The sequence below is a fragment of the Christiangramia qingdaonensis genome (genome assembly GCF_048381525.1).
GTDB lineage: Bacteria > Bacteroidota > Bacteroidia > Flavobacteriales > Flavobacteriaceae > Christiangramia.
The window spans coordinates 11,464-25,200 of the sequence record NZ_JBLWIM010000004.1 but is presented as its reverse complement, the minus strand read 5'-3'; the positions used below and the strand labels follow the sequence as shown (position 1 = coordinate 25,200).

Sequence of the window (13,737 nt, the reverse complement as noted above, 5' to 3'; positions counted from 1 at the left end):
GTACGAATTAATAATAGGAAGAAGAATCAAAAGAAATAATAAGTTCGAATTTCTCATAAAATATAGCATATAACGGTTACGGTTATCGCAAGTTTCGGGAGTAGGGACGCGGACTTGTCGGATTTACTATTTTCTTTCCTTGGTTTCTTAAATTACACTTTTTATACAATACCCGTTATTTGCGATTAACCGATGTTATAGCCAGTTATTTTACGTTCTTCACATATTTTGCAATTCTCTTATCTAAATCGGTTTTTCTGACAGCGCTAGGTATAGATTCTTTCTTATTTCCAGCAAATGTTTTCATGACTTTTTCGAAATTATCTAATGCATTCTCAAAATGAGAATCTAGATTATCTTCTATTTCTTTTTTGATATGGCTTTCTTTTTTTATCAAACCTTTTTCACTGTAATCTTTCTTTACAATAGAGCTTAATAAAAAACATCCTAAATGAAACTTACCATAGGATAGTAAAGTCTTGCGATAATTGTCTATCTCATTTTCAGCCCTATATTTTTTAATTGCTTTATTTAAAGAAAGATCAATTAGAATTGGAATATAATATAGAAGATAGTTTATAGATTTGACATTTGGAGCAGGAAAAACATCATCATAGGTGGATACAAACATCATTTTAGGCCTAGTTTTTACCTGCGAAGGTTTTAATAGAATTTGAGAGGTAAATAGCTGAAATAATTTCTGAATACTATAAATATTCTTCTTCCCTTTATTTCGAAGCTCGTTGATTCTCCTTTCGTATGCGACACCGTAATCTTCTAGAAATTTTTCGATAAGTTTTTGAATGTCATCATTTGCTTTTAAGGAGAAAGCTTTTATAGGTGTTTGGGAATTGGTTGTTTCGGTAATTCGATAAATTAAATCCTCATTATTTGTTTCTATTATTTTTACCAATAAACTAGTGTCCTCATTAAACTGTAGAACTTCTTTTTTAGTTAATTCCTCTGTCTCCTTTTTGTTTAAACCACCGTTTGCCTTCTTTTCTAGAAGTTCTGCAATTCTTTCTTTATTTTTTAAGGAACTATAAATAGCATTTGATGTTTGGCACCCATTAACTATTTGCAGGTTATGTAGTTTATATTTATTGTTTGGAAGTTCCTCAACCTTACTGCATGTCATCGTCAATCCATTATTATAACTCCAAAAATATTTAGCTTCTTCTTCACTAGAACTTGTCTCTATAATCTTAGAATTTAAATCACTCCGTTTAAAGTAGTCTCTAATATTTGCTTCGAAAATTGATGACTGATGTTTTTTTACTAATTCAGCAATCTCTTTACCGCTTATTATACTTATATACCCGTTGAGTTTATTTTTTTTATCTGTGTCAGTGATATATTTAAAAGTTTTCTCATACTCGATAATATCAATGATAAATTGGTGTTTAGAAGGCCCTTTAATTAAGGCTTCACAATCTGTAATTTTACAAGCTGTAGTTGTATATCCATTATCCTTTAACGCCTTTTCTATATCTTCAATCTCATCGGTTAGGATCTTTTCTGAATGGATATTACTTTCTATTCCACCAAAAACTATGTGATTTATTACATGGATATTTTCTGCAGGTAAATCACTGAAAAGTTTAGATTTAATTTCATTAAGAACCAGCATTCTATTGTAGAAATATAAATTGTCTTCATCCGACAGACTTTCATCGATGAGAACTTTCTGTATTCCCTTTTTAAATTTTAAAAGATCAGCTTGGGATATTCCAGTACCTCTTTTAAATTGGAAAATATGAATTTTAAATTTAGTGTCTTCATTGTAGTCTTCTAACTCCTCTGGCTGTTCTATAAAATCGTTAGAAGCTGTAATATAAATTGCATCTATTCCGAAATCATATTTTGTTCCCCTATAAGAACTATCAACAATTCCTTGTTCAATTTCTTCTAGGTCTTTATCTCGGAAAATATTTGTTAGCGCAAATAACATAAATTCAGATCCTTTTAAAATATCACCTTTTTTATCTGAAAGTTGATCTGAAAAATTTTCTATGCTTTTTTCTAGTACTTTAAATATGCTCATGTTTTTCTAAATAATTGGCTATAACGGTTTCGGTTATCGCCAGTTGGCGGAGTAAGGGACGCGGCTTTGTCGGCGTAGTATTAGGTTGTTGATCAAGTTAATTATTTTCTTTCTAAAGCTGCCGTCTATTGGCGATTAACCGTTGTTATATGCTGTGTTTTAAAAGTATCTATTTGATTTAGGTTCAAAATTAGACAAATCGGGTTTTCCTTCAATTTTGATAAATTCTTCTTCCTTCTTTAAAACTTTACCTTGCTCATAACTGTCAGTTTGAGTTCTGCGGATTCCAGTTAGGAAATCGAGATTTTGATAAAAGATCTTACCTCGTCCATCTGATGCTACAGAATTATATTCCATTAATTTAAATTTTCCGTCCCTATACTGAAATTTATGTTGAAAATGTCCTCGTAATAGCTCGTGTTTGATCCAAAGATCCCTATTAATTATTTCGATTTCCCAAAATACTTCTCCATTTGATACGTTTCCGCCATCAGGGAAATCAGGTAGAATAGCTTTATCGGTCTTAAGAGCCAGCTTATAACTATTATCATTCTGTCCAAAGAATATTTCGAGTCTATAAGGTCTTTTTTCGTCGATGGTATCTTGAGTTACAGCAACGGAATCTATGATTTTATCGTTATTAATTTTTCCAATTTCAGACATCACAAAATGATGAAAGTTAGATTCGGTTTGAGCGTATGAATCAATAATAGGAAGAAGAATCAAAAGAAATAATAAGTTCGAATTTCTCATAAAATATAGCATATAACGGTCTCGGTTATCGCCAGTTGGCGGAGTAAGGGACACGGATTTGTCGGCTTAGTATTTGTTTATTGGTCAAGTTAATTATTTTCTTTCTAACGCTGCCGCTTATTGGCGATGAACCGTTGTTGGCAGCTGTAATTACTGAAATTTTAATTCGTTAATGTACTCAGATAGTTCTTTCATATTTTTGAATGAATTGAAAGGTTTTTTAACCATTAATGAATAGATTAATCTTTTTGAAGTTTTTAATGCCAGTTGGACATCTTTTAAATCAACATTGTTTTCTCCTCCGTGAACTATTGAAGATCTCTTACGATAAACATCTTTAAAGTATTTGGCTATTTCTTTTCTTTTTTCAAAATCTACCTCGATTATGAAGGCGAGCCATTCACTTAATTGGCTTACAATAGAAGGGGAAATTGCAGATTTCTCATCATATTTAAGCATAGCTTCAACGGCGAAAACGAATTGAACCAACGACTTCGATAGGTCGTTGTCATAAACGCCTTTTCCTATCCATTCTATTGATTGTAAGATTCTTTTTTCTATTTCATTTTTATCCTTTTTAGTGATTAAAAACCAAATTTTGTCATTTCCTTGTGAAGAATCAATAAAGTAAGGATCTTCAATGTTTTCTGGAAAAGTAAGTTTTCTATTTCCACTGAATCCAACTGATTTTTCCGTTAATAATATTCTATTGTAACTTCTCCATTCTCTATGATTAAATGAGCCAATATTTCGCTCATTTTTTAAGTCCGCTATCATAAAGTTCATTACATTTTCAAATGATTTTATGTAATTATCGCCTATCTCTACAGCCTTTCTATTTTCCCTTGCTGAAACCTTAATGGAGATGAAAAAATCTGAATTTCGATTATCGAAGAATAATTTTTTCTTCAATAAATGTGGATAATCCTTATATAATTTTTCTTCTGTTTTATTAAAGTTGTAGATTTTAAATTGTCCTAGATTGTGAGTTGGACTTTCCATTTCTAAACCATATAAATCATAGAAAATTTCAGATTCTTTAGTTTCTAATTTTAGAAGAGCGTTTATTAATTCTTTGAAGTGATCAATATTAGGTGATATAGAATCATTTTTCCATTGACGTAAAAGTTTAATAAAATTTTCTTCAAAGGTTTTTAAGGAAATTGTGGCAGCTATTTCCTTATTACTTTGATATAATTTCTCTAAATTTTTCTGGTAAATTGAAACTGTTTCAATTCCGTTAAAAGAGATATTTGTTTCTCCTAAACCAAACGATTTTGAAGTTCCATTAAAATCATCTAGAAATTCTGTATTACAATCGGAAATTGAAATAATCTGATTTATGATTCTTGTTATTGTACGATTATCCATCTTAATTATTGCTGCCAACGGTTACGGTTATCGCAAGTTGCGGGAGTAGGGACGCGGACTTGTCGGATTAACTATTTTCTTTCTTGGTTTCTAAAATTACACTTTTTCTGTAATACCCGTTATTTGCGATTAACCGATGTTGGCACGACGTGCATTTTTTCTAATTATTTCTTTGTAAACTTTTAACTTGAAATCAATTATTTCAGTGCTTTTCTTGTTTTGCTGTTCTCCGGTATCATCAGATAGCTTATCCCAGGTTATTTCATTAAGATATTTGGAGTGCAGAAATTCATCGATAATCTCAACTTCGTTCGAAGTGAATTCTAAATCTGCTTCAAATGGTAATTCGGAGTGATTAGAATTGATAAAATTTACTCGGAGTTGTCCGGCCATCTCATCATGCCATATATAGTAAATTAAATCAGAGATAGTTTTAGAAACATTGAGCTGAGACTTTCTATTCTCCTTTATGCGAGACAGAAAACTTATAAAATCGGTAACCTTGAGTTTAGCCAAATACTTTTTAGAAATAGTAAATGATAGCATATTTTCATAAGTCTCATTTTCTACTTGAGAAGTTTCATCAGTAAGAAAAACTTTCTCCGCGATATATGATTCGTATTGATTGAAATATTCTTCTTTACTCATAATCTTATGCATGCGTGCCAACGGTTTCGGTTATCGCCAGTTGGCGGATTAGAGGACGCGGATTTGTCGGCTTAGTATTGGTTTGTTGGTCAACTTAATTATTTTCCTTCTAATTCTGCCGCTTATTGGCGATTAACCGTTGTTGTTGCACGTTTAATTACTTCTCAATAAGTTTTAAGTAATGATTACGTCCGAAAGTTATTGGATAAGACATATACAGCATCACACCTACAGAATAGAAAATCATTAAATATAGATTGATGTCAATCAAATAGGTTAGTCCTATAAGTATAAATTGTATTAAAATTAGTATTGGTAAAACCCACCTATTTTTTGAGAAACCAGTCAGTTCAACTGCTTTTGTTTCATCTTCTTTAAGTGATATGTCCTCCTTTTGACTTCCGCACCAATCGATTCTTGCGTGCAATTTATATTGTCCTGGTTCTATTTCGAATTCCCTAGTTTCTCCATTCTCAATTGTTCCAATTTTCTCCTTATTTAAGTATAAACCAATTTTTCTTCCTCTATTGGCAAATTCGGATCTTCTATCGATTATTAGTTTACTCATTGAATTCGAAATCTTTAAAATTAAATGTGCTACAACGGTTTCGGTTATCGCCAGTTGGCGGAGTAAGGGACGCGGATTTGTCGGCTTAGTATTTGTTTGTTGATCAATTTAATTATATTCTTTCTAAAGTTGCCGTCTATTGGCGATTAACCGTTGTTACCTGCTGGCATTTTTCACCAACCACGTTTGTAGCATTAAATAACTGCGCGTATTCAAAATAGCAATTATTCTAAAGCCGGAAACTTCTCTATTTTGAATCAATCTTGCTTGGTTAAATAATCATATTTCATCATTTCTTCAAGATCATCATCAATGCTTTCATCATATGAGAAGTTATAGATCATCCATTTATCCTTTGGTTTGTAATATTTAAAAACAAACCGAAAGGGTTGTCTTTCGTATTTTACTAAATAGACTGCAATTTTTAGACTCTCACTCAAAGATTTTTCTCCAATCTTTTCGTAGCCCATATATTCTCCGACTAAGGAAGCGTTTTCCCTAATTTGGTATTTTACTTTAGTAGCACCATCCTTATTTTCCATCATCCATTTGTTGGTCCCAAAAAGATTATCGAAAGCTTTGTCAGTGTCAGACTTAAATTCAGTGAAAAACTTTTCAGTAAGTTCGTCAGTAGATTTTTGTGAATATGTTATTAAATTGGTCAAAGTGAGGAATGCTACTAGAATCAGTTTTTTCATTTTATAGTTCAATTTTTAATAATGCTTGCAGGTAACGGTTACGGTTATCGCAAGTTGCGGGAGTAGGGACGCGGACTTGTCGGCTTAACCATTTTCTTTCCTGGTTTCTAAAATTATACTTTTTCTACAAAACCCGTTATTTGCGATGAACCGATGTTGTGCATCGTTTTATTTCTATAATATTTATAAAGTTAGACCAATGGATAAATTGGCAAAGAGAATCGTATCACCGTTTGTATCAAATTGTAAACCAGGGTTTAGTCCGATAAAATACTTATCTGATATTCTATAATTATAATAAAGTCTAACAGAACCACCAACGGCTAAAGTGTTTCCCGGATTTTCTCTATAATAATATCTTATCGGAACTGGAAAACCTGTCAATGCTGGGTAATCAGTTACAATCATATCAAATAAAGATGTTGCTTGATATCTACCAAAAACACTAGGATTTAGACCAAATTTATGTTTTTTTGAATTTATAATGTTGAATGCTATACCTCCATTCAATTGAAATCCAGCTACAACATTGTGAGGTGTACTATCATAAATTCTTCCTGTGTTGGGATCTTCCCATGTAAACGGAAAACCTTCTCCATCATTTAAATTACCTTCAAATGAAATAGTTAAATCGAATCTTTTATTTAAAATTTTATTATATCTGAAAGCGTACGTGAACCCACGAATATCTCCCGATCCATGACGACTTCCGCCAAACTCGGCTGAAATTGTATTATTTGTATTGTATTCTTGCGAATAAATGGAACTAAAAGAAATAAAAAGTATCAATAGAAAGCATATTTTTTTTGACATGAAATTGGGTTTAGATTTGATTTTTTATATAAAATTATGCACAACGGTTTCGGTTATCGCCAGTTGGCGGAGTAAGGGACGCGGCTTTGTCGGCTTAGTATTGGTTTGTTGGTCAAGTTAATTATTTTCTTACTAACGGTGCCGCTTATTGGCGATGAACCGTTGTTGTGCGCTGGCAATTATGCAATTCTTTCAACTCTTGAATTTTGACAAAGGGGATAATTATTTCTAAATTCTTCTATTGATTCTTTCATTTCTTCATAAGAATTAGAATAAAAGTACAGGGCAGTTTCATTGTTATTTTCCCAATATCTTATAGCCTCTGAATTGTCATTTGTAAGCTTTTTTATTTCGGAAATAACATAGTTTGAATCACAATTTTCATATACTTCTTTATCTAAGCTTACCCCATCTAAATAAATTGCTAGCCCTTCTTTTTTACCAAATTCAATATACTTATTGAGCTTTTTATCAACTAGTTTAGATCCTTTAGGAGCGCCTAATTCTTCAAATTTTCCTATTATTAAATTAATTTGCTCCTCTTGTATTTCTTTAGAATAAAGTAAGATTTGAATATCACAATAATCTATTTCACCAGATTGTAGTTGTAAAGTGCCACCTCCCGTAACTTCTCCTATTCCTTTAGATTGAAGAAAATCATCTATTGGATCTTCATACGTATCGCCACGTTCAATGGGCATCATTTTGTCATTCAATTCAACTACAATGTGATTTTCTGAGGATGAATCTTCTTTATTACTTTTTTTACGAAACAGATTTTTTAAAATGTTCATTTCTTATTTTTTGCTTGCGCACAACGGTTTCGGTTATCGCCAGTTGGCGGAGTAGGGGACACGGATTTGTCGGCTTAGTATTGGTTTGTTGGTCAAGTTAATTATTTTCTTTCTAACGCTGCCGGCTATTGGCGATTAACCGTTGTTGTGCACTGGTGCGAAAACAGTAATCTAATTATTAATTCTTACAGCAGAAATCAGCTATAATTTCATTAGGATAAATTGCTTGTATTTCTTGAAATTGTTTATTTGATAGCGAATCCAAAGGTTTTTTAAATTTATTTAGTGAATATTTTGATTGGACTTCTTCAACTGACTTCAATATTATATCTTCTAAATCTTTATAATTTTCTTCATAATTTATGGTCATTGTAGAAGAAATTTTCACTCGATAGCTAGATTTACATTCTTCCATTTTCTCAGTAATAATTTCAGAAATTTTCTTATCTGAAACTATATTCTTATCATACATCACTTTTCCTTTATTATCAATATTCAACTCGATTAAACATTCATTCTCATTATTTTGATCTTCACTTTTTTTATCTTGTAAAGTGAGTGTTATTATGAAAGAAAGGAGAATTATGTATTTCATTTTTAAACTTTAAAGTTCGAAACCTTATTGAGCACTTGTGTACAACGGTTTCGGTTATCGCCAGTTGGCGGAGTAAGGGACGCGGATTTGTCGGCTTAGTATTGGTTTGTTGGTCAAGTTAATTATTTTCCTACTAACTCTGCCGCTTATTGGCGATTAACCGTTGTTGCACACAGTTATGTTAGTTCAACAGCCACAATAATTTTCGATAGTATAATTATTTTCATTCTCTTTAATCTCATAATAACATCCGGCTTCTCCACCCTCTGGACCATAAATGGTTTGGTCGGAATTCCAAACATTTGGTATATCAGTTAATTCAGCTTTGTAAATTTTTTCAATCCAATTAGTTATTGATGATTTTTGAATTTTCGGAAGTTGAATTGTGTTTGTTATACCTCCAGCTTCTTGGCAGGATTTTGTTGAATATTTTATAACATTTTCAAATTCTTGTTCAAAAGCGCAAATACTGTAATCTAGGTAATCATATTTTTGAACACTTTCCCTTTCTGAGGTAGGTTTATAATTATTTGTCAGATATATATAAATTGGATCTAGTTCTTCACCAGTAGATTTTATTTCTTTTCTTATTTGTGCAGCATTTACATTTTTCAATTCAAAATCTTGTGCGATTAGAAAAGTCGGAAATATTAATATTAGGAGTAAAAAATCTTTCATCATAATTGTGTGCAACGGTTACGGTTATCGCAAGTTGCGTGAGTAGGGATGCGGACTTGTCGGATTAACTAATTTCTTTCCTGGTTTTCTAAAATTACACTTTTTTGGACTCAACCCGTTATTTGCGATGAACCGATGTTAGGCTGCGTTATTTTCTAACGGTTTTATGTTATTGAATTCTTTCTCTTTTAAAGATTTTTCCTCTTCTAAATCATAATCATCTTGTAACCCCAACCAAAATTTAGCTGTTGTTCCAAAATATTTTGAAAGTCGGAGAGCGGTGTCCGCAGTTATTCTTCTTTTCTTTTTAATGATTTCACTTATCCTTGTCTGTGGAATAAATGTTTCTTTAGAAAGTCGGTATGCTGTAATTTCCATTGGATCTAAAAACTCTTCTTTTAAGATTTCTCCAGGATGTATATTTTCAAGTTTTTTCATTTTTCTATATTTTAAATTTAATGGTAATCAACAATTTGAACCTCAAAAGCATTGTCATTTTCCCATTTAAACATTATTCTCCACTGTTTATTAATTCTAATGCTATGAAAACCTTCTAAGTTTCCACTCAGCTTTTCCAAATGATTAGCTGGAGGAATTCTTAAGTCATTTATATTTTGAGCATTATTTATCATTCTTAGTTTTCTTCTAGCTACGTTCTGAATATTAGCAGGAAGCTTTCTTGATTGGGTTCCATTCCAAATTTTGTCAGCTTCTTTGTCTGCAAAAGATTTTATCACAAATAATTTTGTTTTACGTTACTAACGTCAAAGATAAGTGAAAAATTAAAAATTAGAAGTTCTGAGCACGATAAAATTATGCTGCCTAACGGTTACGGTTATCGCAAGTTGCGGGAGTAGGGACGCGGACTTGTCGGCTTAACCATTTTTTTCCTTGTTTCTAAAATTACACTTTTTCGATTAAACCCGTTATTTGCGATGAACCGATGTTGGCTGTAGTATTATACACGAATCTAATATTTATCGTGATATTGAAATACCTTAAATTCTTTAGAACTTTCATCTACAAATTTTTCAAATAACTTATAATGATCTTTATCTGGAGCGTGAACATGATAAGAATATTCAACTCCATCATTGGTTTCTATTGTTACTTCAATCTGAATGCCGTGAATCACAACTCGATTTTTATTCCTTTCAATTTCAGATAGGATATCTGCTTTTGATAGAACGATGGAGTCGCTAATTTTGATAATTGAATCCTTCGCTGAATAATTAAAACATTCTTTTGTAAAAATTTGTGATCTATCGTGGATACTATTTAGTTCTTTATTTTCAGCTGCTTTTCTATCTTTTTTATTCCATAATTCTTCTATTCTTTCCTTATCAGCTTTATTATATTTTTGTTCGCCTGTATATTTTAAAAAATAGATTTTAGAATTTTCACTACTTCTATAAATGTCCAAGATATATTCATTCCCTGTATCATTGCTACTCACTTTCATTTTTAAATGATAATCGTTTTGAGCAATACAGTTTATATTTGTCAAAAGGAATAAGAGAATCAGGATCTTGTACATTTTTGAATTTATGTGAATATTACAGCCAACGGTTACGGTTATCGCAAGTTGCGGGAGTAGGGACGCGGACTTGTCGGATTAACTATTTTCTTTCTTGGTTTCTAAAATTACACTTTTTCTGTAATACCCGTTATTTGCGATTAACCGATGTTGGCACGACGTGCATTTTTTCTAATTATTTCTTTATAAACTTTTAACTTGAAATCACTTATTCCAGTGCTTTTCTTGTTTTGCTGTTCTCCGGTATCATCAGATAGCTTATCCCAGATTATTTCATTAAGATATTCGGAGTGCAGAAATTCATCGATAATGTCAACTTCGTTCGAAGTGAATTCTAAATCTGCTCCAAATGGTAATTCAGAGTGATTAGAATTGATAAAATTTACTCGGAGTTGTCCGGCCATCTCATCATGCCATATATAGTAAATTAAATCAGAGATAGTTTTAGAAACATTGAGCTGAGACTTTCTATTCTCCTTTATGCGAGACATAAAACTTATAAAATCGGTAACCTTGAGTTTAGCCAAATACTCTTTAGAAATAGTAAATGATAGCATATTTTCATAAATCTCATTTTCTACCTGAGAAGTTTCATCAGTAAGAAAAATTTTCTCCGCTATATATGATTCGTATTGATTGAAATATTCTTCTTTACTCATAATCTTATGCATGCGTGCCAACGGTTTCGGTTATCGCCAGTTGGCGGAGTAGGGGACGCGGATTTGTCGGCTTAGTATTAGTTTGTTGGTCAAGTTAATTATTTTCTTACTAACGCTGCCGCTTATTGGCGATTAACCGTTGTTATAGTGCGTTATGATTACTATCTATTCAATGTTTTCCTCAACATTGTTTCTCTTGTTTGGCCGATTCGTGAATGCTCTTCTGCCAACATTATATTTTCTCTTTTTACTTTTATTATTTTTGGATTGAACTTCGAAATTGATCCATTTAGACTAAGAGTATATTCGGAAAGCTTTAATGGAGACTGTTTTCCACCAAAATATAGAAACAATTCTATCTCATTATTATTTTTCTCCGCTAATTCTTCCCAATTAAATATAAGACGCTCTGGATTTTTTTCAGGCATTCCATAGTGCAACGTCGAAATGTTATGGGAGTTGAATAAATGTCCATCCTCCTCATAATCTACACTATGAATTGGCTGTAAGCTTTCTTCAAAAACTGCTTGAGGACAGTAAATTCTATATGTTATATTGTGTTCATTTTGTAAATGAGAAAAATTAAAAAGCAAAATAGAAATATCTAAGAAAGACAATTTTTCATTCTTTTCCCAAATTCCGAATTCATCAATATTAATGTATGCTTCAATATTTGGGAATTTTATTTTTTTAAATAATGCTTCGACTAAATAATGAGGCGCAGGTTTTGTTTGGCCATCCAATCTACAGTAATACTTATCGTTATATTGGTGTGGCGAGTAATTACTTTGTTGAACCTCAAAAATGTATAAATAATTGGAGTCCTTTTCTAGGATATTAACTTTTATACCAACGGGAAGAGGAGTAATGGAATCTGAAATCTTACTTATTATACTATCTTTTTCTTTTAGTTCTTTTAAGGGTGATAAATCTCCTTGAAAAATTTCTTCTCCATCAATTTCTTTTTTTTGTGGTGCTCCCCAGATTAAAATTCCTCCATCCGAATTTAGAAATGCTACTATACTCCTTATAATCCCTTCAATATTCTTATTAAAATTTCCGTGTTTTGGATGAAAAGATTTAAACTCTATTCTATTTGTTTCCTTTTTATTCTCTGAAAAAAAATCATGAATATCTTTATATTTTAATTCGCTCAATTCTTTTCCGAAATATGTTTGTGAAATATCTATCATAATGCACTATAACGGTCTCGGTTATCGCCAGTTGGCGGAGTAGGGGACGCGGGTTTGTCGGCTTAGTATTGATTTGTTGGTCAAGGTAATTATTTTCTTACTAACGGTGCCGTCTATTGGCGATTAACCGTTGTTGTATGCAGTTTTATTGCACCTTTCTTAATGTTGAACTGCATTTATCAAATTCATATTTTTCTTTTTCATCAATCAATGAAAAAGTCATCTCACACACGGAATTGTTTCTTGTTTCAAATCCAATTTGTTTATATATCAGTCCACTCAAATATGTTCGATTTAGCATATAATGGCTAATTTCAGAGCTTTGTTGATGTTCAACTATTTCCAGTTTTTTATATTTTAAAATAGGCTCATTCTTATAAGGTATGTTGTAATCTCCACCTCCCCAGCCAACTGCAAATGATAGAACGAAATTCCAAAAAAAGTTTACTGCAAAAGCAATTAGTCCGATGAGAATTATAATTCTATTCTGGTATTTTCTATGGATTAAGGTCATCAGAAAAATTAAAATTCCAATTGCAATGGATGATATGAAAATTGGTGCTAAAAAGTATTCATAAATCCAAACATTTGCCCTTAAATCAGTCACTATTAATGGAAAGGAAATTATCGCAAAAAGTGAGAAAATTGAGATCAACACAATTTTTAACTTCTGCTGCTTTATATGTTTCGCCAAGAAAAAAATCAGAATGATTATCAGCAGTGGCAGAAATATGTTCAGATAATATGTCAATTTATTTTTCTTTGAACGATTAACTTTCTGAAAATTGCATACAACGGTCCCGGTTATCGCCAGTTGGCGGAGTAAGGGACGCGGATTTGTCGGCTTTGTATTAGTTTGTTGGTCAAGTTAATTATTTTCTTACTAACGCTACCGTCTATTGGCGATTAACCGTTGTTACATACAGGTTTTTATTTCTCTAATCTTGTAATGATGTTCTTGCATTAGAATCAGATCAATTTTATCTTTTTCTACAGATACAATCTGATATATATTTCTTTCAGTTGTATCTTCTATTGTCAGGAAAAGAAAGAAGTTGTTTTTAATTTCTCCGATAAACCAATTACCAACCAATGGTCGGCTTTGATTCCAAATTGTTTCTAACGTTTTAATCTTTCCATTCGGATCACTAAGCGGATGAATATTATTTAGAAATTTTGTTTTGATAGAATCGTTTAGAATTCTCCAGCAATCTCCAACAATTAAATTCTCAATTTTCTCTCTTGTAGAATTTATTGGGTAATTAAGATTTAGAGGATGAAATACTGAATTCGTATTTGAAGCAATTTCAATTTCCAATGAATCTGTTTGATATAGTTTATACTTTGAGTTAAGATTAGCAAATTCACTCTCGATAAAACTTTCAT

General features: G+C 31.6%; 17 protein-coding genes. All 17 read right to left on the bottom strand.

Annotation, left to right across the window (positions count from 1 at the left end):
- Positions 1 to 205: 205 nt before the first annotated feature.
- A complete protein-coding gene (locus tag ACNI3T_RS00500; RefSeq protein WP_418226141.1) occupies positions 206 to 2,044 on the bottom strand; it encodes an AIPR family protein in 1,839 nt (612 codons plus the stop codon).
- A gap of 159 nt (positions 2,045 to 2,203) precedes the next feature.
- Complete coding sequence (locus ACNI3T_RS00495; protein ID WP_418226140.1) at positions 2,204 to 2,797, bottom strand: hypothetical protein; 594 nt, start codon at positions 2,795 to 2,797, stop codon at positions 2,204 to 2,206.
- 150 nt (positions 2,798 to 2,947) lie between these two features.
- Positions 2,948 to 4,186 carry a hypothetical protein gene (locus tag ACNI3T_RS00490; protein WP_418226139.1) on the bottom strand — a complete coding sequence of 413 codons (1,239 nt, stop codon included), beginning with the start codon at positions 4,184 to 4,186 and terminating at the stop codon, positions 2,948 to 2,950.
- Positions 4,187 to 4,297: 111 nt separating this feature from the next.
- Positions 4,298 to 4,816: a hypothetical protein gene (locus ACNI3T_RS00485; RefSeq protein ID WP_418226138.1), complete on the bottom strand. Its 519-nt coding sequence runs from the start codon at positions 4,814 to 4,816 to the stop codon at positions 4,298 to 4,300.
- A 157-nt stretch (positions 4,817 to 4,973) separates the two neighbouring features.
- Positions 4,974 to 5,384 (bottom strand): hypothetical protein, encoded by a 411-nt coding sequence (locus tag ACNI3T_RS00480; protein ID WP_405199083.1) that lies wholly within the window; start codon positions 5,382 to 5,384, stop codon positions 4,974 to 4,976.
- A gap of 257 nt (positions 5,385 to 5,641) precedes the next feature.
- Positions 5,642 to 6,082 (bottom strand): hypothetical protein, encoded by a 441-nt coding sequence (locus ACNI3T_RS00475; RefSeq protein WP_418226137.1) that lies wholly within the window; start codon positions 6,080 to 6,082, stop codon positions 5,642 to 5,644.
- A 183-nt stretch (positions 6,083 to 6,265) separates the two neighbouring features.
- Positions 6,266 to 6,895, bottom strand: coding sequence for a hypothetical protein (locus ACNI3T_RS00470; RefSeq protein ID WP_418226136.1), 630 nt, complete (start codon positions 6,893 to 6,895; stop codon positions 6,266 to 6,268).
- A gap of 179 nt (positions 6,896 to 7,074) precedes the next feature.
- On the bottom strand, positions 7,075 to 7,689 hold the full coding sequence (locus ACNI3T_RS00465) for a hypothetical protein (protein ID WP_418226135.1): 615 nt from the start codon (positions 7,687 to 7,689) through the stop codon (positions 7,075 to 7,077).
- Between the two features lie 178 nt (positions 7,690 to 7,867).
- Entirely contained in the window at positions 7,868 to 8,284 is a 417-nt protein-coding gene (locus tag ACNI3T_RS00460) for a hypothetical protein (RefSeq protein ID WP_418226134.1), read from the bottom strand.
- 186 nt (positions 8,285 to 8,470) lie between these two features.
- Complete coding sequence (locus ACNI3T_RS00455) at positions 8,471 to 8,965, bottom strand: hypothetical protein (protein ID WP_418226133.1); 495 nt, start codon at positions 8,963 to 8,965, stop codon at positions 8,471 to 8,473.
- A 135-nt stretch (positions 8,966 to 9,100) separates the two neighbouring features.
- Positions 9,101 to 9,400 (bottom strand): HigA family addiction module antitoxin, encoded by a 300-nt coding sequence (locus ACNI3T_RS00450; protein WP_011709863.1) that lies wholly within the window; start codon positions 9,398 to 9,400, stop codon positions 9,101 to 9,103.
- Positions 9,401 to 9,417: 17 nt separating this feature from the next.
- Positions 9,418 to 9,699: a type II toxin-antitoxin system RelE/ParE family toxin gene (locus ACNI3T_RS00445; protein ID WP_405199146.1), complete on the bottom strand. Its 282-nt coding sequence runs from the start codon at positions 9,697 to 9,699 to the stop codon at positions 9,418 to 9,420.
- Between the two features lie 233 nt (positions 9,700 to 9,932).
- Positions 9,933 to 10,424 carry a hypothetical protein gene (locus ACNI3T_RS00440; protein WP_418226132.1) on the bottom strand — a complete coding sequence of 164 codons (492 nt, stop codon included), beginning with the start codon at positions 10,422 to 10,424 and terminating at the stop codon, positions 9,933 to 9,935.
- Positions 10,425 to 10,639: 215 nt separating this feature from the next.
- On the bottom strand, positions 10,640 to 11,158 hold the full coding sequence (locus ACNI3T_RS00435; RefSeq protein WP_418226131.1) for a hypothetical protein: 519 nt from the start codon (positions 11,156 to 11,158) through the stop codon (positions 10,640 to 10,642).
- Positions 11,159 to 11,319: 161 nt separating this feature from the next.
- Complete coding sequence (locus ACNI3T_RS00430; RefSeq protein WP_418226130.1) at positions 11,320 to 12,351, bottom strand: ATP-binding protein; 1,032 nt, start codon at positions 12,349 to 12,351, stop codon at positions 11,320 to 11,322.
- Between the two features lie 145 nt (positions 12,352 to 12,496).
- On the bottom strand, positions 12,497 to 13,045 hold the full coding sequence (locus tag ACNI3T_RS00425) for a hypothetical protein (RefSeq protein WP_418226129.1): 549 nt from the start codon (positions 13,043 to 13,045) through the stop codon (positions 12,497 to 12,499).
- A 222-nt stretch (positions 13,046 to 13,267) separates the two neighbouring features.
- On the bottom strand, positions 13,268 to 13,737 hold a 470-nt coding region (locus tag ACNI3T_RS00420; protein ID WP_418226128.1), incomplete at its 5' end, for a hypothetical protein.